General features: G+C 66.9%; 14 protein-coding genes. 13 read left to right on the forward strand and 1 reads right to left on the reverse strand.

Going from position 1 to position 21,269, the window contains the following annotated elements:
• The 11 genes from AC1RR5_RS26030 to AC1RR5_RS26080 form a co-directional block, all read left to right on the forward strand.
• Nucleotides 1-276: hypothetical protein (locus AC1RR5_RS26030; protein WP_492926551.1), on the forward strand; the 276-nt coding region annotated here is incomplete at its 5' end.
• Nucleotides 277-324: 48 nt separating this feature from the next.
• The gene (locus AC1RR5_RS26035; protein WP_492926553.1) at nucleotides 325-3,144 is read left to right on the forward strand and encodes a TonB-dependent receptor; all 2,820 of its coding nucleotides are present in this window, start codon (nucleotides 325-327) and stop codon (nucleotides 3,142-3,144) included.
• A 275-nt stretch (nucleotides 3,145-3,419) separates the two neighbouring features.
• Nucleotides 3,420-5,843 (forward strand): TonB-dependent receptor, encoded by a 2,424-nt coding sequence (locus AC1RR5_RS26040; protein WP_492926555.1) that lies wholly within the window; start codon nucleotides 3,420-3,422, stop codon nucleotides 5,841-5,843.
• A 57-nt stretch (nucleotides 5,844-5,900) separates the two neighbouring features.
• Nucleotides 5,901-7,061 (forward strand): alginate lyase family protein, encoded by a 1,161-nt coding sequence (locus AC1RR5_RS26045; RefSeq protein ID WP_492926557.1) that lies wholly within the window; start codon nucleotides 5,901-5,903, stop codon nucleotides 7,059-7,061.
• Nucleotides 7,054-8,169: an aldose epimerase family protein gene (locus AC1RR5_RS26050; RefSeq protein WP_492926559.1), complete on the forward strand. Its 1,116-nt coding sequence runs from the start codon at nucleotides 7,054-7,056 to the stop codon at nucleotides 8,167-8,169. The genes AC1RR5_RS26045 and AC1RR5_RS26050 overlap by 8 nt, the downstream gene beginning before the upstream one ends.
• A gap of 121 nt (nucleotides 8,170-8,290) precedes the next feature.
• Entirely contained in the window at nucleotides 8,291-10,540 is a 2,250-nt protein-coding gene (locus AC1RR5_RS26055; RefSeq protein WP_492926561.1) for a TonB-dependent receptor, read from the forward strand.
• Nucleotides 10,537-12,195, forward strand: a complete 1,659-nt coding sequence (locus AC1RR5_RS26060; RefSeq protein WP_492926563.1) for a carboxylesterase/lipase family protein — start codon at nucleotides 10,537-10,539, stop codon at nucleotides 12,193-12,195. Before AC1RR5_RS26055 ends, AC1RR5_RS26060 begins: the two co-directional genes overlap by 4 nt.
• Nucleotides 12,192-12,896 (forward strand): TetR/AcrR family transcriptional regulator, encoded by a 705-nt coding sequence (locus tag AC1RR5_RS26065; protein WP_492926565.1) that lies wholly within the window; start codon nucleotides 12,192-12,194, stop codon nucleotides 12,894-12,896. The genes AC1RR5_RS26060 and AC1RR5_RS26065 overlap by 4 nt, the downstream gene beginning before the upstream one ends.
• Nucleotides 12,893-13,675 carry an SDR family oxidoreductase gene (locus tag AC1RR5_RS26070; RefSeq protein WP_492926567.1) on the forward strand — a complete coding sequence of 261 codons (783 nt, stop codon included), beginning with the start codon at nucleotides 12,893-12,895 and terminating at the stop codon, nucleotides 13,673-13,675. Before AC1RR5_RS26065 ends, AC1RR5_RS26070 begins: the two co-directional genes overlap by 4 nt.
• Nucleotides 13,676-13,833: 158 nt before the next feature.
• A complete protein-coding gene (locus AC1RR5_RS26075; protein ID WP_492926569.1) occupies nucleotides 13,834-15,903 on the forward strand; it encodes a TonB-dependent receptor domain-containing protein in 2,070 nt (689 codons plus the stop codon).
• 1 nt (nucleotide 15,904) lies between these two features.
• Entirely contained in the window at nucleotides 15,905-16,660 is a 756-nt protein-coding gene (locus AC1RR5_RS26080) for an energy transducer TonB (RefSeq protein ID WP_492926571.1), read from the forward strand.
• A gap of 8 nt (nucleotides 16,661-16,668) precedes the next feature.
• Here the strand turns inward: AC1RR5_RS26080 and AC1RR5_RS26085 are convergent, their stop codons facing one another.
• Nucleotides 16,669-18,000, reverse strand: coding sequence for an MFS transporter (locus tag AC1RR5_RS26085; RefSeq protein WP_492926573.1), 1,332 nt, complete (start codon nucleotides 17,998-18,000; stop codon nucleotides 16,669-16,671).
• Between the two features lie 197 nt (nucleotides 18,001-18,197).
• Between AC1RR5_RS26085 and cyoA the strand changes: the two genes are divergently transcribed.
• Together cyoA and cyoB are read left to right on the forward strand one after the other, a co-directional pair.
• Nucleotides 18,198-19,250, forward strand: a complete 1,053-nt coding sequence (cyoA, locus tag AC1RR5_RS26090; RefSeq protein ID WP_492926575.1) for a ubiquinol oxidase subunit II — start codon at nucleotides 18,198-18,200, stop codon at nucleotides 19,248-19,250.
• A gap of 19 nt (nucleotides 19,251-19,269) precedes the next feature.
• Nucleotides 19,270-21,267 carry a cytochrome o ubiquinol oxidase subunit I gene (gene cyoB / locus AC1RR5_RS26095; protein ID WP_492926577.1) on the forward strand — a complete coding sequence of 666 codons (1,998 nt, stop codon included), beginning with the start codon at nucleotides 19,270-19,272 and terminating at the stop codon, nucleotides 21,265-21,267.
• The last annotated feature ends 2 nt before the right edge of the window (nucleotides 21,268-21,269 follow it).

Below are 21,269 nucleotides of genomic sequence, written 5' to 3' on the forward strand. Positions count from 1 at the left end.
ACCCCGGCCAAGGGCGTGAAGATCAAGGATATCGAGCTGCAGTTCGGATCGTTCTCCGGCGGCGCCAAGCAGGCCGGCGGAACCACCACCTTCGCGGACGGGGCGGTGCGCCGCTTTGCGGTGGAAGGCCTGAAATCCTGCCAGTCCGGCCCGACCGGGCAGGACAAGGAATACCGATCCGCGACGGGCGCCATGACGACCAAGGTCGTCTGCCAGGGCGCGCCGACTGACCTAGCGACGCCGTTCAAGATCACCTGGCGTCTGGACTACCGCTGAGGGGAAGGCCTTGGCGAAAACAACCAAAAAAGGAAGGGGAAACCACAAATGAAATCATCATTCTATCGCAATCTTCTGCTGACCGCCGCCATCGTGCTGCCGGCCCAGGCGCTGGCCCAGGCCGCGCCGGCGCCCGCGCCCGCCGACGACACGATCGAGGCGATCGTCGTCACCTCGGCCCGCGCCACCCAGCGCAGCTCGATCGAGACCAAGCGCAATTCCAGCGTCATCGTCGACGGCATCGTCAATGACGAGATCGGCGCCCTGCCGGACAACTCGGTGGGCGACACGCTGGAGCGCATCACCGGCGTCACCGCCGACCGCTTCAAGGGCAACGCCAACGAGCTCAGCGTCCGGGGCCTGGGTCCCGCGCTCAGCTTCTCCACCTTCAATGGCCGTGAAGTCTCGACCGCCGGTCCCGACCGTTCGGTGGCCTTCCAGCAGTTCCCGTCGGAACTGGTCAACGGCGTGCTGGTCTACAAGAGCCAGCAGGCCGACTTCCTGGACGGCGGCATCGCCGGCGTCATCGAGCTGAAGTCGATCCGCCCGATCGACTACGGCAAGCGTCGCATCCAGATGGAAGTGCGCGGCGCCTATCTGCCCAAGGACGACGACATCCGCGGCCACAACGGCCTCGGCTATCGCGGCAACATCTCCTACACCGACAGCTTCGACACCAAGTTCGGCGAGATGGGCGTCAGCCTGGGCTATCAGCGCCTGGATCAGGCCACGCCCGAGGACTACTACATCACCAACTCGGCCTTCGTGCCGTGCACCACCTATGCCGGGTCCCCGGGCACTGCGACGGCCAACTGCTCGAACGCCACGACCGCGCCGGCGGGTTCGACGATCGGTCCGCGCTACTTCGCCACCAGCTCGCGCACCTTCCAGTCCAAGGTCACGGACGAGAAGCGCGAAGCGCTGATGGGCACCTTCCAGTGGAAGCCGACCTCCAACCTCGACATCAGCATCGACGGCCAATACTCGACCCGCAAGAGCGGCGAGTACCGCAACCAGCTGGCCATCACCGAGGGCCTGCGCGGCATCCAGCCACTGGTCGTCGGCGGCGTGTCGAACGACGACAGCGCCGGCGCCCTGCTGAAGTACAGCGGCAACTCGAACCTGGAGATCCAGGTCGAGGACCGCCAGCGCAACGAGAAGTACATCGGCGGCGGCGGCGCGGTGACCTGGACGCCCACGGACCGCCTGACCGTCAGCGGCGACCTGTCCTACTCGCAGTCGCACCGCACCGAGCTGCAGAAGGCGACCAACATGCGCTCCAAGTCGCGTGTGGCCTATACGCTGGACGGCACGGGCGACGAGGTGCCTTCGGTCACCTTCACCAATTTCGACGTCACCGATCCGGCCAATTTCCTGTTCGGCGCGCCGACCAGCAACAGCAACTATGCGCGCTATCGCCAGGTCACCGACCGCTTCGACAAGATCGGCGCGGTGCGGGCCGACGTGACCTACGAGCTGGGCGACGGCTTCTTCCAGAGCATCAAGGTTGGCGGCCGCCTGTCGGATCACCGCCGCACCCAGGACGCCAACAACAACAGCGACCAGCCCATCCCGGTCGCCTATGACGGCCGCACCCCGACCCAGCTGGTCGCCGACGCCAACGCCAGCTGCCGCGTGCCGTTCTCGACGTCCAACTTCATGGACGGCAAGACCAACGTGAAGTCCTGGGCGCTGTTCGACAACGACTGTCTGTTCCGCGCCTATACCGGCAAGGACAGCTTCACGCTGCCGTCCAACGCGCCGGGTCCGGAAGACTCCAACATCCGTGAGCGGATCAGCACCGCCTATGTGATGACCAACTTCCGCACCCAGCTGGGCGACACGCCCGTCTCGGGCAACGCCGGCGTCCGCTACGTCCGCACCCGCGTGCTGTCGAAGGGCTTCCGCGGTGAGCTGACCGTGACGCCGTCGGTCGGTGGCGCAGCCGCGACCGTGGTCCGCACGCCGGGCACGCCGCTGCAGGAGATCGAGGGCACGGGCGGCTACGAGTACTTCCTGCCCAGCGCCAACGTCGCCTTCGACCTGACCGACGTCGTGAAGCTGCGCCTGGCCGGCTACAAGGCCCTGTCGCGGTCGGGCATCGAGGACTTCAACGTCGGCATCAATCCGATCGCCGACACCACCGCCACGACGGTGCAGGGGGTGCTGGCCAACAGCACCACGGGCAACCCGAACCTCAAGCCGATCCGCGGCTGGAATCTGGACGCCTCGCTGGAGTTCTACGTCAACCGCGACACCTCCTTCGCGATCGCCACCTACTACAAGTGGCTGAAGGGCGCGGCCTTCGACGCCCAGGAGCCGCGTGAGACCAGCATCATGGCCAACGGCAGCCTGGTGACCTTCAACGCCATAGCCCCGGCCAACGACCCGGAAACCCGCAAGCTCTATGGCATCGAGTTCTCGGGCAACCACGCCTTCACCTACCTGCCGGGCCTGCTCAGCGGGTTCGGCGTGCAGGGCAGCTTCGCGGTCACCGAGGCCGATTTCGAGATCCCCGACCCGTCGACCGTCAGCCCCTACACGGGCGCGGCCAACCTGAACGGCCTGTCGAAATATACCGGCAGCGGCTCGGTCTACTGGGAGAACGAAAAGCTCTCGCTGCGGGCCTCGTACCGCTACCGTTCGGACTACTTCAAGCCCAACAGCAGCACCAACCGCAGCGCCAAGGGCTCGGGCTATCTGAACCTCTCGGCGTCCTATGACCTGACCAAGCAGGTGCAGTTGAAGCTGCAGGCCCTGAACGTCACCGGCACGCGCGACGTCATGTACAAGGCCGGCGAGGACTCGATCACCGAGGTCTCGGACAACGGTCCGCAGATCTACTTCGGCGCCCGACTGCGCTTCTGATCCTACTCGGTCGGCGGGTCCTTCTTTAAATCCCCCGCCGACCGACACCTATCCCGCCGCCATCGCGGTCGGCCGGTCGCCAGGATTCCCCCATCGCCTCCCAAGCGCGGAGCTCCTGACCGGCAGATGATCCCCCAGCCAAGGCGCTGCGGGGACGCGGGATCCCTTTATCCGCTGCGTCCCTAGGGGCTGAGCCTTTCTGGACGGAGCAGGGCAGCGCTCGCGAAACCCTTCCAGCGCGGTCGCCGATCAAAAAGGAAGGGGGGAGAGAAAACATGTCCTGCAAATCCATCCTGCTGGCGTCGGCGGCTCTGGCCAGCCTCGCTGGCGCCGCTTACGCCCAGGACGCCGCGCCCGCGACGTCCACCGTCGAAGAAATCATCGTCACCGGCACCAAACAGGCCCAGAACATCCAGAATGTCCCGTCCTCGGTGCTGGTGGTCACAGCCGCCAACCTGGAACGCGGCAATGTCCGCGACTTCGACGACCTGCCGCGCGCGGCGCCGTCGCTGACCATCTCCAAGACCACCCAGCCGGCCAACAACTCGATCAACATTCGCGGCATCGGCACCTACGCCTTCTCGATCGCCACCCAGCCCAGCGTCGCCGTGGTCATCGACGACGTGCCGCAGGCCTTCCAGGCCGCCGCCTTCGCCGCCCTCGTCGATGTCCAGCAGGTGGAAGTGCTGCGCGGTCCGCAAAGCACCCTGTTCGGCAAGGCCGCCTCGGCCGGCGTCGTCAACATCACCACCGAAGCGCCCAGCAAGGTCTTCACCGCCAAGGCCGACGCCCTGGTCACCGACGACCACGAGCGTCGCCTGCAGGCCAGCGTCTCGGGCCCGGTCAGCGACACCGTCGCCGTCCGTGTCGCCGCCAACTACAGCCACTATCGCGGCAACATCCTGAACCTGACGACCGGCAACTGGCAGAATGGCACCACGGACTACACGGTGCGGTCCAAGATCGCCTGGAGTCCGACCGATCGCTTCACCGCGACCCTGTCGCCGTACTACACCAAGACCGAAGGGACCTGCTGCGCCCCAGCCCAGTACTTCCTGAGCCCGGGCGTCACCTTCAGCCGCGCCAACCTGCCGGCTTCGACGATCCTGGCGGGCATCACCCCGGGCAAGAACAACCGCCTGACCCGCCTGGATCTCGACACCGAAGGCTTTGCCGAGGACTACGGCACGGGCCTGCGCCTGGTCTATGACCTGCCGAATGGCGGTTCGCTGATGTCGATCTCGTCGTACGACAAGTACCGCCTGGAGGACTTCAAGGACTCCGACTCCAGCGACTTCGACTTCAGCACCCTGACGGTCGGCGGCGTGAACTTCGCGACCGCGCCCAAGGGCGGGGTGGGCGACGGCGGCTCGTTCGACGTCAAGACCATCACCCAGGAACTGCGCCTGACGTCGTCAAACAGCAGCGCCTTCCGCTACGTGGCGGGCCTGTTCTACAGCAAGACCGACAGCACCCGGGACTATGTCCGGGGCTCCAACACGCACGGCAGCTTCAACGGCGTGATCTTCAACGGCCAGCAGCAGCTGCCGACGACCAACTCGCTGGTCTATTCCAGCTACCTGACCAACTCGACGTCCAAGACCCACGCCGCCTTCGCGCAGGGCTCGTACGACATCACGCCCAAGCTCACCGTGATCGGGGGCCTGCGTTACCACCACGAGAAGCTCAGCTACGACTTCCTGGATCGTGACACCGGCGTCACCTACGGCAAGCCCGGCTGCTCGACCAACACGCCGACCCCGTCGCTGAAGATCTCGACCTGCGACAGCGACAGCGTCGTCACCGGCAAGGCCGCCGTGCAGTACCGGTTCACGCCGGGTTTCATGGTCTTCGCCAACGCCGCCAAGGGCTACAAGGGCTTGGCCTATGACCTGACCAGCATCCTGACCACGCGCACGGCGACCACCGCCGCCGGCTCGTGCTTTGGCCTGCCGGTCGCCGACTGCGTGGCCTCTCGCCAACCGGTTCCGCCCGAGACTAGCAAGTCGTACGAGGGCGGCTTCAAGGGCTCGTTCTTCGATCGTCGCCTGACCTGGAACATGACGGCCTTCTTCGAGGACTATCGTCACTTCCAGGCTCAGAGCCGCGACCTGGATCTTGGCCAGAACATCCTGCAGAGCTTGGGCAAGGTGACGTCCAAGGGCGTCGAGACCGAGGTGGCGATCTATGCCGGCGGCCTGACCCTGAACGCCAACGGCAGCTACAATATCGCCAGGATGGACGAGTTCCTGAACGCGCCCTGCTACGCGGCCCAGACCGCGGCGGAGGGTTGCGTTGGCGGTCGCCAGAACCTGTCGGGCAAGAGCCTGCCCAACGCGCCCAAGTGGACCGGCACGCTGACGGGCCAATACGACTGGCGCCTGAACGCCGAATATGGCGCCTTCATCCAGGCCTCGTATCGCTGGCAGTCGGACGTCAGCTTCAGCCTGGTCCAGGACCCGGACGCGGTGCAGGAGGCCTATGGCATCTTCAACCTCGGCGCCGGCGTCCAGAAGGACAACTGGAAGGTCAGCGTCTTCGCCAACAACCTGTTCGACAAGAACTACGCCCTGACCAAGGGGCGCGATAACGCCTGGAACTTCAGCCGCACGGCGACCCCGGCCACCCTGGCGGTGAACTGGAAGCCGGGCCGCGACAGCGAGCGCTACTTCGGCGTTCGCGCTCAGGTGAAGTACTAGTCAAATCCGCGAGGGCGGCGTTGCGCGTCGCCCTCGTTTTTCGTTCGGAGCGTACTCATGAACCGACGCGACTTCTTCCTCGGGACGGCCCTGGCGCTGACGGCGTTCGGGACCTCGACGGCGGCCCCGCTGGACATCGCGGCGATCGACCGTGCCCGCATCCTCAAGGCCGCCGATCGCTATCTGGCCGAGAAGCCGGTGACGATCACCGCCTTCGCCGCGCCACGTAGCCCCGGCAGCCGCCAGGACTACTATTCCGAGGCCGACTACTGGTGGCCCGATCCGGCCAATCCCAAGGGGCCGTACATCCGCAAAGACGGCTACTCCAACCCTGACAAGTTCACCGCCCACCGTGACGCGGTGATCCGCCTGGGCGTCCAGCTGCCGGCCCTGGCGGCGGCTTACAAGGTGACCAAGGACACGCGTTACGTCGAGCATGCCGAGAAGCACCTGCAGGCCTGGTTCGTCGCGTCCGACACCCGGATGAACCCGAACCTGGAACACGCCCAGGCGATCATCGGCGTGAACACGGGCCGGGGGATCGGCATCATCGACACCCTGCACCTGGTCGAGGTCGCCCGCGCGGTCTCGGTGCTGAAGGCGGCGCGGCCCAAGGTCGCCGTCTACGCCCCGACCGTGGCCTGGTTCGACGCCTACCTGACCTGGATGAGCACCTCGGCCAACGGCGTCGACGAGCGCGACCAGAAGAACAACCACGGCACCTGCTGGGCGCTGCAGGCCGCCGCGTTCGCACAGCTGACCGGTCGCAAGGCCGAGCTGGACGTGGCGCGCGGCAGGATCAAGACGCTGGTTCCTGGCCAGATTGCCTCCGACGGCTCCCAACCGCTGGAGCTCTCCCGCACCAAGCCCTACGGCTACTGCCTGTTCAACCTGGATGTCCTGGCCGCCTGCGCCCACGTGATGTCGACGCCGGGCGATGACTTCTGGACCTACAAGGGCGCGACGGGCGGCTCGATCGCCGACGCCCTGGCCTACATGGCCCCGTTCATCGCCGATAAGAAAACCTGGCCCAAGCCGCCCGACGTCGAGGCCTGGGACGGCTGGCCGGTCCGCCAGCCCAGCCTGCTGTTCGGCGGCCTCGCCTTGAAGCGCCAGCACTATCTCGACCTCTGGCGCAAGCTTGATCCGGACCCGACCCAGGCCGAGATCATCCGCAACTACCCCCTCCGCCAACCGGTGCTCTGGATCGATGCGTAAACTGTTCCTGGCGGGCCTCGTCGCCTTGCTCGCTTTCTCGGCCCAGGCCGCCGACATCAAGCGCGAGCCGTTCGGTGCGACCAAGGTCGGCGTGCCGGTGGAGAAGACGATCCTGCGCAACGACTTAGGGATGACCGTCGCGGCCATCGACTACGGCGCGACCCTGACCATGATTAGCGCCCCCGACCGGGCCGGGAAGTTCGAGAACGTGATCCTCAGCCTACCCAGCGTGGCCGCCTACGAGGCGACCTCGCGGCGCTGGGCCTCGGTGATCGGCCGCTACGCCGGGCGGATCACGGACGCCAGGATCACGGTCGACGGCAAGCCCTACACGCTGCCGGCTGGCAACAACCACATGACCCTGCATGGCGGTCCGAACGGTTACGACAAGCGGGTCTGGACCAGCCACGCGGTCAGCGACGCCAAGTCGGTGGGGGTGGCCTTCGAACTGCACAGCCCGGACGGCGACCAGGGCTTCCCCGGCACGCTGGACGTCACCGTGACCTATCGGCTGATGCGCAAGGCCAATGAGCTGCACATCGACTACGCCGCCAGGACCTCGGCGCCGACTGTGCTGAACCTGACCAACCACGGCTTTCTGAACCTGGCCGGCGCCGAGAGCGGCGACGTCCGGGACCAGACGATCTGGCTCGACGCTGACCGCTATGCCGAGGTCGACGCCCGCAAGGCCCCGTCGGGCAAGCTGCTGCCGGTCGAGGGCACGGTGCTGGACTTCCGCAAGGCCCGTCGCGAGGGCGAGGCGATGAAGCTGGACGATCCGCTGCTGTCGCCCTCCCAGGGCTTCGACCACAGCCTGGTGTTCCGCGCGGCCAAGCCCGGCGTGCGCGCGGTCGCCTGGATGGAAGACCCCGCCAGCGGCCGCCGCGTCACCGTGCTGACCGACCAGCCTTCGATCCAGATCAACAGCGGCAACGGCTTCGACGGGACCGAGAAGGGACCTGGCGGCGCGACGTATCCGAAGTATGCCGGCTTCGCCTTCGAGACCCAGCACCTGCCCGACAGCCCCAACCAGCCGGCGTTTCCCTCGACCGAACTGCGGCCGGGCAGGGTGTTCAAATCGACCACCATCCTGAGGTTCACGAAATAGCGCGCTCACAATACTGACTGTCGAATAAGTCAATATTGACATGCGCGTCAGTGTGATGCGACGGTGAACGCTGTTCGCGGAATAGCGCCGAAAAGGCGCGGCCGGCGACAGGGAGGGAACCATGAAACGCATCGCCTACACGGCGTCGGCGCTCGCGCTGACCATCGCCGCGCCCGCCATGGCGCAGACCGCTTCCAAGCCGAACTCGGGGACGGAGCAGGTCGACGAGATCGTCGTCACCGCCACCCGGCGCAGCGAGCGTCTGCAGGACGTGCCGCTCAGCGTCACCGCCTTCTCGCAGGCCGAGCTGACCAAGAAGGGCATCGTCAACTACGAGGGCATCGCCCGCGAGACGCCCGGCGTCGTGCTGAACCGCGCCAGCGACAACAATGTCCGCTTCACCGTCCGGGGGATCTCGACCAACGGCTGGGGCGCGGGTCTGCAGACCACCACGACCATCTATATGGACGAACTGCCGCTCACGACGATCGGCAACACCGTGACGCTGGATCCCAACCTCTACGACGTCGAGCGGGTCGAGTTCCTGCGCGGACCGCAGGGCACGCTGTTCGGCTCGGGCTCGCTGTCGGGCGCCCTGCGGGTGCTGACCAAGAGCCCGGACCTGACCGGCTACGATTCCTCGGCCCTGGCCGACATCGGCTACACGTCCGACAGCGAGGGCTGGCGCCAGCGCTACAACGCCATGGTCAACCTGCCCCTGATCAAGGATGAGCTGGCGGTCCGGTTGGTCGGCTTCTATCGGGACGAGGACGGCTACGTCGACAACCTGGGCACCGGCGTCAAGAATTCCAACGCGCTGAAGAACTGGGGCGGTCGCGGCATCCTGCTGTGGAAGCCGAACGACCGGCTCAGCGTCCGCCTGCTGGCGTCGTACGAAGACAGTAATCCCAAGGACTCCTCGCTGACCTCGCCCAACCTCGGCGACCTCAAGCGCTACAGCACCGTTCCGGACCAATATACGTCCAAGACCCAGGTCTATAACGGCACGGTCGAGTACCAGTTCGACGGCGCGCGCCTGACCAGTTCCTCGACCTATTCGGTCGCCGACAGCCTGTTCAATGTCGACCTGGCCGGCACCTTCGCCCTGGCGGTGCCGTTCTACCTGTTCGACAGCTTCACCTCGAAGACCTTTGTCCAGGAGACGCGGCTGGCCTCGGACGGCAGGGGCAAATTCGACTGGGTGGCGGGCGGTTTCTACCTGCACCGCGACACCGACCTGAACGGCGAGAACCGCTCCAACGACGCGTTTCTGACGGCGCGCAAGCTGACCGGCCTGCCGGGCGCGACCTTCTCGAAGTTCGGCAGCGACACCCGCACCTACGAGCTGGCCGGTTTCGGCGAGCTGACCTATCACCTCAGCGACAAGCTCTCGGCCACCGGCGGTCTGCGCTACGGCAAGTACGGCGGCGAGGTCGACACCTATGCCGGCTTCAACTCGGCCTATTTCACCTATGCGCTGCTGAACCTGTCCGGGCCGCTGGCCCTGACGCCCAACGCCCCTGCGACGACCAAGTACCCGTCGGCCTCGAAGGCCTCGTGGAAGGTCAGCCTGACCTACAAGCCGTCGCGGGATCTCACGACCTACGCCACGGCCTCCACCGGCTACCGCACGCCCGTCTACAACGCCCGCGCCGGCGGCGTCAGCACGGTCAATCCCGCCGACCTGATCATCCCGGCGGGCGCGGGTTCGGACAACCTGACCAACTACGAGGTCGGCCTGAAGGGCCGCTTCCTCGACGGCCGTCTGACCGCGGCCCTGGCGGCCTATTACATCGACTGGAAGAACATCCAGGTGCAGGCCAACCGCCAGTCGGACTCGATCCAGTTCGCCACCAATGTCGGCCGCGCCGCCTCCAAGGGCATCGAGGCCGAGGTCAGCTTCACCCCGGTCAAGGGCGTGCTGCTGGGCGTCAACGGCTCGCTGAACGACGCCAAGGTCACCGAACTGAGCACGTCGGAGGCCACCATCTCCGGCGCGGTGGACGGCTCGCGCTTGGCCTCGCCGCACGTGCAGGGCTCGTTCTTCGGGACCTTCAGCTATGACCTGCAAGGCGGGGCGCAGGGCTTCACCAGCTTCCAGATCCAGCACGTCGGATCGTTCCCGAACGGCTTCCCCAACACGCCGGGCAAGGCTGGGATCCAGAGCCCGCTCTACGGCTTCACCGACCGCTATACCTATGTGAATCTGCAGACCGGGGCGCGGTTCGGCCGGACCACGATCACGGTCTATGGCGAGAACCTCGGCAACAGCCGGGCCACGACCTACATCCATCCGGAAGCCTTCGTGTACAGCCGCTTCGCCGTTCTGCGGCCGCGCACCTTCGGCATCCGCGTGGGCTACAACCTGTGAGCCGCCTTTGGGCCGGCCTGGGCCTGGCCGTCGCCGTCCTGGCGGCGGCGCCGATCCGGGCCGAGGAAGCGCGGGTCGTGATCGGCCAGGGCGTGCTGCAAGGCGTCTCCGAGGCCGGGGTCTCCGCCTACAAGGGCGTCCCGTACGCCCAGCCGCCGGTGGGGCCGTTGCGTTGGCGTGCGCCGGTCCCCGCCGAAGGCTGGAAGGGTGTGCGTGACGCCAAGGCGTTCGGTCCTGCCTGCCTGCAACCGCCGCAAGCGCCGAACGGGCTCTATTCCGGCGGCATGGCCCCGATGGCCGAAGACTGCCTGAGCCTGAACGTCTGGGCGCCGGCCGGGGCCAAGAAGCTGCCGGTCATGGTCTGGATCCACGGCGGCGCGCTGCTGAGCGGCGGCAGTTCGGAACCGCTCTATGACGGCGCCAAGCTGGCCAAGCAGGGTATCGTTTTCGTCTCGATCAACTACCGCCTGGGCCTGTTGGGCTACTTCGCCCACCCGGCGCTGAGCGCGGAGTCGCCACAGAAGCTCTCCGGCAACTATGGCCTGCTCGACCAGATCGCGGCGCTGAAATGGGTGCGCGACAACATCGTGGCGTTCGGCGGCGATCCTGCCCAGGTGACGATCGCGGGCGAGTCCGCCGGCGGCCTGAGCGCCATCGCCCTGATGGCCAGTCCGCAGGCCAAGGGGCTGTTCCGACGAGCGATCGTCCAGAGCGGCTACATGCCGGCCTATCGCGCACTGCATGATGCGACCCTGGGCCTGCCATCCGCCGAGGCCGGCGGCGAAGCGCTGGGCGCGGCGGCGGGGGCCAAGACCGCCGAGCAACTTCGCGCGACCGACCTCGTCACCCTGTTCAAGGCAGGCCTGGCCACCGGCTGGCAGCCCGAGCCGGTGATCGACGGCGTGGTGCTGCCGCGCCAATTGGTCGAGACCTTCGCGCGCGGTGAACAGGCCAAGGCCGATGTGCTGGCCGGCTTCAACGAGGGTGAGATCCGCTCACTGCCGTTCCTGATGCCGCCCGCGCCGGCGACGTCCGAGGCTTATGTGGCGGACGTGCGGAAACGCTTCGGCCCGAAGGCCGACGCCTATCTCGCCGTCTATCCGGGCGTTGATCCCAAGGCCGACGTCATGGCCTCGATCCGCGACGGCCTCTACGGTTTCACGGCCCAGTATCTGGTGCGCCAGCAGGCCGCGGCCGGGCAGGGCGCTTACCTCTACTATTTCCGCCACAGCACGCCGGCGCAGAAGGCCCGCGACCTGGCGGCCTTCCACGCCAGCGAGCTGCCTTACGTCTTCGGCCAAGTCGGGGAGGGGGCGAAGCTAGGCCCGAACTGGCCGCGTCCGCCGCTGACGCCTGAGGAGAGGGCGCTGTCGGACGCCATGCTGAACTACTGGGTCTCGTTCGTCCGAACCGGCATCCCGGCCGCGCCGGGCGAGACGGCGTGGCCGCGCTTCACAGCCAAGGAGCGCGGCTACCTCGACATCGACGACCGGCCCGTGGCCGCGCGCGATCTGCAGCCCGCCGCCTACGGCTGGGCCGACGCCCTGGTCGCCGAGCGGCGCGCGCAGGGCAAGGCCTGGCGGCTCGACCTCGGCTTCTCGGCTTTTCCGTCCGTTGACGCCCCGGACGCAAAGCGGCAACCAGGGACGCGATGAGCACCGAACACACCCAAGAACCCAAGGCTCCGGGCAAGCACAAGGCGCGCGCCCGTGAGCAGTCGATCGAGCGGATCCTGGACGCCGCCGAGCAGCTGTTCGCCGAGTTCGGCTATCACGGCGTCACCTTGAAGGACGTGGCCGCGCGGATCGGGGTCAGCTCGACGCTGATCCACTACCACTTCAACGGCAAGGAGAGCCTGTTCGAGGCGGTGTGGGCGCGGCGGGCCCCGGTCTCGGCGCAGAACCGTCTCGACGCGATGCGGCGCTATGCCGAGGAGGTCGGTGACAAGGTTACGGTCGAGGGCGCGCTGCACGCCTGGATCGACACCGACCTGAACGTCCAGATCCACGACACCGAGCAGTGGCTGGCCTTTGGCCAGATCAGCGCCCAGGCCAACAGCGCCGCCGGCTGGGGCGCCGAGAAGATGGGCAAGTACTTCAACCCCGTCGTCCTGGCCCTGATCGACCTGCTCAAGAAGGCCATGCCCGACTGCGACGAGGCGACGATCTTCTGGGGCTATCACTTCGTCTCGGGGGCCATGACCCACAACATGGCCCGCACTGGCCGCTTGGACGACCTGTCCCACGGCCTGTGCTCGTCCAACGACTTCGAGTCCATTCGCCAGCACATGGCGACGTTCATGGCCGCGGGCTTCAAGGCGATCTGCCAGTGCCCGTCGGCGGAAAGCACGACATGACCAAGACCCTGGGCGGCCTGTTCGACCTCACCGGCCGCGTGGCGATCGTCACCGGCGGCTCGCGCGGGCTGGGGCTGCAGATCGCCAGCGCGCTGGGCGAGTATGGCGCCTCACTGGCCCTGGCAGCCCGTAAGCAAGCCGAACTGGACGCCGCTGTCGCCGAACTCGCCGCCAAGGGCATCCAGGCCGAGGGCTTCGTCGCCGACCTCGGCGAGCCGGACGCCGCCGTGCGGCTGACCGAGCGGGTCCTGGCCCGCTACGGTCGCATCGACATCCTCGTGAACAACGCCGGCACGGTCTGGGGCGCGCCGGCCGAGGACTATCCGCTGGAGGGTTGGACCAAGGTCATCGACCTGAACGTCACCGGCCTGTTCCTGCTGACCCAGGCGGTGGCGCGCGAGGCGTTCCTAAAGCAGGGCAAGGGCGCGGTGGTCAATGTCGCCTCGATCGAGGGGCTGCTGGGCCACCATCCCGACCAGCTGGGCACCATCGCCTACAACACCGCCAAGGGCGCAGTGGTGAACATGACCCGTGCGCTCGCCGCCGAGTGGGGGCCGCGCAACATCCGGGTCAACGCCGTGGCCCCGGGCTATTTCCCGTCGAAGATGACGGCCGTGACCATCGGCGAACACGGAGAGCGCATGCTGCGCGACACGCCGCTGGGCAAGCTGGGCGGCGAGACCGACCTGATGGGACCGGCCCTGCTGCTGGCCTCGGACGCCGGCGGCCACATGACCGGCCAGATCCTAGTGGTCGACGGCGGGGCGACGATCATCTGAGGTTCTCGACCATCGTTCTTTAAATGATTTTGCGAGTCACTTGCATTTAGGCCGAAGAGCGACCACAAAGCGGCGCTGTTCGGCGGGGCGGATCCTAGGGGCTCGATCTCGCCGATGTACGCGAATGATTCTTATTCGCATATATTGGGGATATTTCGATGCGCACTATTCATTTCACGCGCGGCCTGCTGCTGGCCGGCGCCGCCCAGATCATTCTCGCGGGTGTGGCCCATGCTCAGGCCACGACCTCGGCGCCGCCGCAGGAAGGCGCGACCGCCACGTCCAGCCAGCTCTCCCTGGGCAAGGTCGTCGTCTCGGCCGGCCAGGAGAAGGTGGCGATCGACACGCCCCAGGCCGTGACCACCCTGGACCAGGACGACATCGACCAGGCCCAGGCCTCGACCATCGGCGACCTGCTGACCGCCATTCCCGGCGTCTCGACCATGGGCGGCGTCGGCGCGCTGGGGCAGGGCTTCAACATCCGCGGCATGGGCACGGGGCTGGCCGACAGCGACAGCCGCATCCTGATGCAGATCGACGGCACGACGAAATTCTTCGAGCAGTACCGGATGGGCTCGTTCTTCAGTGACCCGGAGCTCTACAAGCGCGTCGAGGTGCTGCGCGGCCCGGCCTCGTCGACCCTGTACGGCGCCGGCGCGCTGGCGGGCGTGGTCAACTTCACCAGCAAGGACGCCTCGGACTTCCTGACCGGTGACGACCGCTTCGCCGTGCGCCTGCGCGGCGGGCTCGAGACCAACGCCGACGCCTATTTCGGCTCGACCGTCATCGCCGGCAAGCCGGTGGAGAACCTGGACGTCCTGGCCATGTACACCGTGCGCCGCAGCGACGAGTACAAGAACGGCGCGGGCGCCGTGGTCCCGACTTCCAAGGCCGAGTCCGACAGCTACCTGTTGAAGACCCGCTACTATTTCGGCGGGAACAAGAAGCACAACGTCTGGGCCTCGTACCAGAACTGGAAGAACGACAGCACCCAGATCTACGACCAGGCCGAGGCCTTCGGCACGACGCCGGTGCACCGCATCACCACCGATCAGACCGGGGTGATCGGCTACGAGAACGACTTCGCCGGCAACGACCTGCTGGATCTGAAGGCGCAGGTTTCCTACGCCAATACCAAGGTCAACCAGACGGACACGACCTTCCTGAGCGGCGTGATCGAGAGCCAGTTCTCGTACAAGACCCGCCAGGGCCGGATCGAGAACGTCTCGGAGTTCAAACTGGGCGGCGAGAACGTGGCTTTCCTGACCATCGGGGCCCAGGCCAGCAAGCAGGAGCGCCGCAACCCGCGCCGCACCGCCACCGGCACGAACCACGGCGCGGCCACCCACCCCGAAGGCGATATGGAGAAGTACGGCCTGTTCGCCCAGGGCGAGATCCTGGTCGGCAAGCTGACCCTGATCCCCGGCGCCCGCGTCGACTGGACCAAGCTGCAGCCGGGCCTGGGCGTGACCACCACCCAAAAGGTCAATGACAGCGCCATCTCGCCCAAGATCGCGGCCATGTACGCGGTGACCGAGGCCTTCTCGGTGTTCGGCTCGGTCGCCCATACGGTGCGCATGCCGGTGCTGGACGAGATCTACAGCCGCACGGCCACGGCCTCGACCAACTACAGCCTGAACCTCAAGCCCGAGGAGTCGGACAACTACGAAGTCGGCGGCACGCTGCAGCTGCGTAACCTGTTCAGCCAGGGCGACCAGGCGCGGGTCAAGACGACGTTGTTCCAGAACGACGTCGACAACCTGATCGCCCGCGGCACGGCGACCTCGGCCTACTTCATCAACATCGGCAAGGCCCGCTACAAGGGCGTCGAGGTCGAGGCCGAATATGGTGCGCGGCAGTTCTTCGCCCGCGCGGCCGTGTCGATCATCGATGGCGAGAACCGCCTGAACGGCCAGCCGCTGAACACCATTCCGGCCAACACGCTGAACCTGACCCTGGGCTATATCTTCCCGGCCGAGAACCTGACGGTCGGCTGGCGCGCCGAGGTCACCGACGACCAGGACGAGGTGACGACCGCCTCGCTGCGCACGCCGGGCTATGACGTGCACAACGTCTTCCTGAACTGGCGTCCGCAGGACGGCGCCCTGGCCGGGCTGAACGTCCAGGTGGCCGTCGAAAACCTGTTCGACCGCACCTTCAAGCGTCACCTGATGTCGCTGGACGCCGAGGGCCGGACCTTCAAGCTGACCCTGGCGCGCACCTTCTAGCATGCGCGCGCCCTGGCAAATTCGCGCCTGGGCCACGGGGGCGTCGTTGGCGATCAACGGCGCCCTGGCGCTATGCGTCATGCAGATGGCGCCGACCATGGCGACGGTCGCCCAGGACGAGGAGGCCATGCTGATCTCGCTGGGCGATCCGTCCCTGACCCAGACCGACAACGCCGCCTCGCCGGACGCCCGGTCCGCGCCGGAGCCCGAACAGGCAGAGGCCTCGCCGTCGCCGGTCACGCCGCCGGAGAAGGTCCGGATCACGCCGCCCGCGCCGGACGCCTGGACGGTGGTCGCGCCGCCCTCGAAGCCTTCCGCGCCGACCGCCGCGCCGGCGGACGCTGACGCCCGCTCGGCCTCTGCCGCGCCCGCCGCGACGCCCGCCGCCGCCAAGGCCATGGCGGCCACCGCGGCCAAGCCGCCGGCTGGCTCCGAGAAGGCCGACAGCGTTCAGGCGCATGCCGGCTCCAGTTCGAGCTACATCACCCGTGTTCGCGCCTGGCTGGAGAGCAACAAGGCCTATCCCAAGGCCGCCCGCATGCGGAAGCAGGAGGGCGTGGCGCGGGTGGTCTTCGTCATCGACCGCTCAGGGCACGTGCTGGACTGCCGCCTGACCGGTCCCACCGGCCATCCGCTGCTGGATCAGGAGGTCCTGGCCATGGTCACGCGCTCGGATCCGTTTCCGGCGCCGCCCCACACGATCAAGGGCGACCGGATCGAGATGGAAGCGCCGGTGGAGTTCTCGTTGGCGCGCTAGGGCGCGTCCTAGGTCTTCGCCCGCTGACGATTGCGGTCCAGGGTCAGGGCGATCAGGGTCGCGATCGAGCCGGAGGCCAGGTAGAGGCCGATGGCCGGCAGGCCCCAGACAGAGGCTAGGCCCAGGGCGGCCAGCGGCGCGAAGCCCGCGCCGATCAGCCACGACAGGTCCGAGGTCAGGGCCGCGCCGGTGTAGCGATAACGCTTGGAGAAGCGCGAGCTGACCGTGCCGGCGGCCTGGCCGAACGACAGGCCCAGGATCGCGAAGCCGACGACCACATAGAGGGTCTGGCCGAGCGAGCCGCCGTCCAGCAGGCGTGGAGCCAGCAGGCTGAAGCCCAAGATCAGCAGGGCCGACAGGGCCAGCTGGTTCTGGCGGTTGATGCGGTCGGCGATCCAGCCCGAGGCCAGGATGCCCAGCACGCCGACCACGGCGCCGACCAGCTCGATGCGCAGGAAGGTCAGGGCCTGGGCGTCGTCGTGCAGCGCTACCCACGACAGCGGGAAGACGGTGACCAGGTGGAACATGGCGAAGGTGGCCAGCGGCGCGAACATGCCGATCAGCACATTGCCGCCCTCGGCCCGCAGCAGCGAGGCGACCGGGGAGGGGCGCAGTTCGCGCTTCTCGAACAGGGCGCCGTATTCCTCGGTGGCGACGATGCGCAGGCGGGCGAACAGGGCCACGACATTGATCGCGAAGGCCGCGAAGAACGGATAGCGCCAGCCCCAGTCGAGGAAGTCGGCCGAACCCAGGCTGGCGACGAAATAGGCGAACAGGCCGCTGGCCAGCATGAAGCCGAACGGCGCGCCCAGCTGCGGGATCATCGCGTACCAGCCGCGCTTGGTCTCGGGCGCATTGAGGGCCAGCAGCGAGGACAGGCCGTCCCAGGCGCCGGCCAGCGCCAGGCCCTGGCCGATGCGGAAGGCCGCCAGGGCCCAGATGGCCAGGGGCCCCGCGACCGCATAGCCCGGCAGGAAGCTCATGGCCGCGGTCGAGCCGCCCAGCAGGAACAGCGCGACCGTCAGCTTGGCCCCGCGGCCGAACCGCCGGTCGATCATGCCGAAGATCACCGAGCCGATGGGGCGGGCGATGAAGGCCAGGGCGAAGATCGCAAAGGCGTACATGACGCCGGTCAGGCGGTCGACGAACGGGAAGAACAGCTGCGGGAACACCAGCACCGAGGCGATGGCGTAGACGAAGAAGTCGAAGAATTCCGAGGTGCGGCCGATGACCACGCCCAGGGCGATCTCGCCCGATCGGACGCCGTGGGAATCGGCGTGCATCCGGCGCGCATCGCGCTCCAGGCCGGATGAGGTGGGTACTGTGAACTCTTGAGCCATGAACTGACGCGCCTATTCCTCGTTTCCGTCCCAACTTCCAACTGTCGCGCCGCCTAAAGGGCGGTCTTGAGGCGAGCATGGGGCCAAGGGACGCGATCTGGCAAACGCCTTTGCGGCGCTTCCGCTCCGGACCGGGGAGGGGGCTAGGACAAACGGTCCAATGTCGCACTGCAGCAGAACGCCCTATCGGCCGCGCTATGCGTCCGAAACTCCTTCCGTCGCCCCGTGTTTTGGCCAAGTTGGCCCTGCTGCCCGCGCTCCTGGCGCTGGGCGGTTGCGACTGGGTGGTGATGAACCCGTCCGGCGATATCGCCATGCAGCAGCGCGACCTGATCATCGTCGCCACCGTGCTGATGCTGGTGATCATCGTGCCGGTGATCGCGCTGACCCTGTTCTTCGCCTGGAAATACCGGCGCTCCAACGAGGAGGCCGAGTACGATCCCGACTGGCACCACTCCACGCGCCTGGAGATCGTGATCTGGGCCGCGCCGCTGGTGATCATCACCATCCTGGGCGCGGTGACCTGGACCAGCACCCACCTGCTGGATCCGTATCGTCCGCTCGACCGCCTGGCGCCGGGCCGCAGCGCCGAGGGCGTCAAGCCGCTGAAGGTCCAGGTGGTGGCGCTCGATTGGAAGTGGCTGTTCATCTATCCCGAGCTGGGCGTCGCCACGGTCAACGAACTGGCCGCGCCGATCGACACGCCGATCGACTTCCAGCTGACCAGCTCGTCGGTGATGAACTCGTTCTACGTGCCCGCCCTGGCCGGCCAGATCTACGCCATGCCCGGCATGACCACCCAGCTGCATGCGGTGATCAACAAGCCTGGCACCTTCGACGGCTTCTCGGCCAATTTCAGTGGCGAGGGGTTCTCGCACATGCGCTTCAAGTTCCACGGCATGAGCCGGGCCGACTTCGAGCGCTGGGCCGCCGAGGTTCGCAAGGGCGATGAGCGCCTGGACGGCCCGCGCTATCTCGTTCTGGAGAAGCCCAGCCAGAAGGCCCCGGTGCAGAAGTTCTCCTCGGTCGATGCGGGCCTGTTCGACAAGGCCGTCAATCGCTGCGTCGAGCCGGGCAAGATGTGCCAGCACGACATGATGCGCATCGACGCCAACGGCGGCCTCGGCATGGCCGGCGTCTACAACGTCACCACCCTCGAATACGACAAGCGCGTGCGGCGCGGCCAGGAGGGCGGCCTGCGAGCCTTCGTCGCCGCGCTCTGCGCCCCGAAGCCTGCTGAAGCGCGCTGAGCCAAGGTTAGAGACCAGCATGTCCCCGGACCTCGTCAAATTCATCTTCGGCCGTCTCACCTGGGACGCCATTCCGCTGCACGAGCCCATCCTGCTGGGCACCTTCGTCATGGTCGCCCTGGGCGGCCTGGCGACCCTTGGTCTGCTGACCCGCTACAAGCTGTGGGGCTATCTGTGGCGTGAGTGGCTGACCTGCGTCGACCACAAGAAGATCGGGGTGATGTACATCATCCTGGCCATCGTCATGCTGCTGCGCGGTTTCGCCGACGCCCTGATGATGCGGGCCCAGCAGGCCATGGCCTTCGGGGCCAACGAAGGCTACCTGCCGTCGCATCACTACGACCAGATCTTCACCGCCCACGGCGTGATCATGATCTTCTTCGTGGCCATGCCGCTGGTCACCGGCCTGATGAACCTGGCCGTGCCGCTGCAGATCGGCGCCCGCGACGTGGCCTTTCCGTTCCTGAACAACTTCAGCTTCTGGATGACGGTGGGCGGCGCGCTGACGGTGATGCTGTCGCTGTTCGTCGGCGAGTTCGCCCGCACCGGCTGGCTGGCTTATCCGCCGCTATCGAACCTGGCCTACAGTCCGGATGTCGGGGTCGACTACTACATATGGGCGCTACAGATCGCCGGGGTGGGGACAACGCTCTCGGGCATCAACCTGGTCGTGACCATCATCAAGATGCGGGCCCCGGGTATGAGCCTGATGAAGATGCCGGTCTTCACCTGGACCTCGCTGTGCACCAACGTCCTGATCGTGGCGACCTTCCCGATCCTGACCGCCACCCTGGCCCTGCTGACCGCCGACCGGTACCTGTATACGAACTTCTTCACGAACGACTTCGGGGGCAACCCGATGATGTACGTGAACCTGATCTGGATCTGGGGCCACCCCGAGGTCTACATCCTGATCCTGCCGGCCTTCGGCGTGTTCTCTGAAGTGGTCTCGACCTTCTGCGGCAAGCGCCTGTTCGGCTACAGCTCGATGGTCTACGCGACCGTCGTCATCACCATCCTGTCGTACCTGGTCTGGCTGCACCACTTCTTCACGATGGGTTCGGGGGCGAGCGTGAACTCGTTCTTCGGGATCACGACGATGATCATCTCGATCCCGACCGGGGCCAAGATCTTCAACTGGCTGTTCACGATGTACCGCGGCCGCATCCGGTTCGAGGTGCCGATGCTGTGGACGCTGGGCTTCATGGTCACCTTCGTGATCGGCGGCATGACCGGCGTTCTGCTGGCCGTCCCGCCCGCCGACTTCGTCCTGCACAACAGCCTGTTCCTGATCGCCCACTTCCACAACGTGATCATCGGCGGCGTGGTGTTCGGCATGTTCGCCGGCATCACCTACTGGTTCCCCAAGGCCTTCGGTTTCAAGCTGGATCCGTTCTGGGGCAAGGTCTCGTTCTGGTGCTGGCTGGTCGGCTTCTGGGTCGCCTTCACGCCGCTGTACGTGCTGGGCCTGATGGGGGTGACGCGCCGCGTCAGCCACTTCGAGGATCCGTCCTTGCAGATCTGGTTCGTGATCGCCGCCCTGGGCGCGGTGATCATCCTCGGCGGCATCCTGGCCTTCATCGTCCAGATCGTCGTCAGCATCCGCAACCGCGAGGCCCTGCGCGACGAGACCGGCGACCCCTGGGGCGGCCGGACGCTGGAGTGGTCGACCTCGTCGCCGCCGCCGGCCTATAACTTCGCCTTCACGCCGGTGGTTCACCAACTGGACGCCTGGTGGGACATGAAGGCGCGTGGCTATGAACGCCCGACGACCGGCTACATCCCGATCCACATGCCGGCCAACACCGGCGCGGGCGTGATCCTGGCCGGGATCAGCACGGTGCTGGGCTTCGCGCTCATCTGGCACATCTGGTGGCTGGCGGCGGTGTCGTTCGTCGCCCTGATCGTCACGGCGATCGCCCACACCTTTAACTTCAAGCGCGACTACTACATCCCGGCCGAGGAGGTCGTCCGCGTCGAGGACGCGCGCACCCAAGCCCTGCGGAGCCTGACCTGACC

The organism is Caulobacter sp. GW821-FHT11E11, assembly GCF_058808315.1.

Coding starts and splice junctions, on each gene's coding strand:
- AC1RR5_RS26075 (WP_492926569.1), top strand. CDS start 13,834: ATGCGCACTATTCATTTCACGCGCGGCCTGCTGCTGGCCGGCGCCGCC.
- AC1RR5_RS26085 (WP_492926573.1), bottom strand. CDS start 18,000: ATGGCTCAAGAGTTCACAGTACCCACCTCATCCGGCCTGGAGCGCGAT.
- cyoB (WP_492926577.1), top strand. CDS start 19,270: ATGTCCCCGGACCTCGTCAAATTCATCTTCGGCCGTCTCACCTGGGAC.
- AC1RR5_RS26080 (WP_492926571.1), top strand. CDS start 15,905: ATGCGCGCGCCCTGGCAAATTCGCGCCTGGGCCACGGGGGCGTCGTTG.
- AC1RR5_RS26045 (WP_492926557.1), top strand. CDS start 5,901: ATGAACCGACGCGACTTCTTCCTCGGGACGGCCCTGGCGCTGACGGCG.
- AC1RR5_RS26070 (WP_492926567.1), top strand. CDS start 12,893: ATGACCAAGACCCTGGGCGGCCTGTTCGACCTCACCGGCCGCGTGGCG.
- AC1RR5_RS26065 (WP_492926565.1), top strand. CDS start 12,192: ATGAGCACCGAACACACCCAAGAACCCAAGGCTCCGGGCAAGCACAAG.
- AC1RR5_RS26055 (WP_492926561.1), top strand. CDS start 8,291: ATGAAACGCATCGCCTACACGGCGTCGGCGCTCGCGCTGACCATCGCC.
- AC1RR5_RS26040 (WP_492926555.1), top strand. CDS start 3,420: ATGTCCTGCAAATCCATCCTGCTGGCGTCGGCGGCTCTGGCCAGCCTC.
- AC1RR5_RS26050 (WP_492926559.1), top strand. CDS start 7,054: ATGCGTAAACTGTTCCTGGCGGGCCTCGTCGCCTTGCTCGCTTTCTCG.
- cyoA (WP_492926575.1), top strand. CDS start 18,198: ATGCGTCCGAAACTCCTTCCGTCGCCCCGTGTTTTGGCCAAGTTGGCC.
- AC1RR5_RS26035 (WP_492926553.1), top strand. CDS start 325: ATGAAATCATCATTCTATCGCAATCTTCTGCTGACCGCCGCCATCGTG.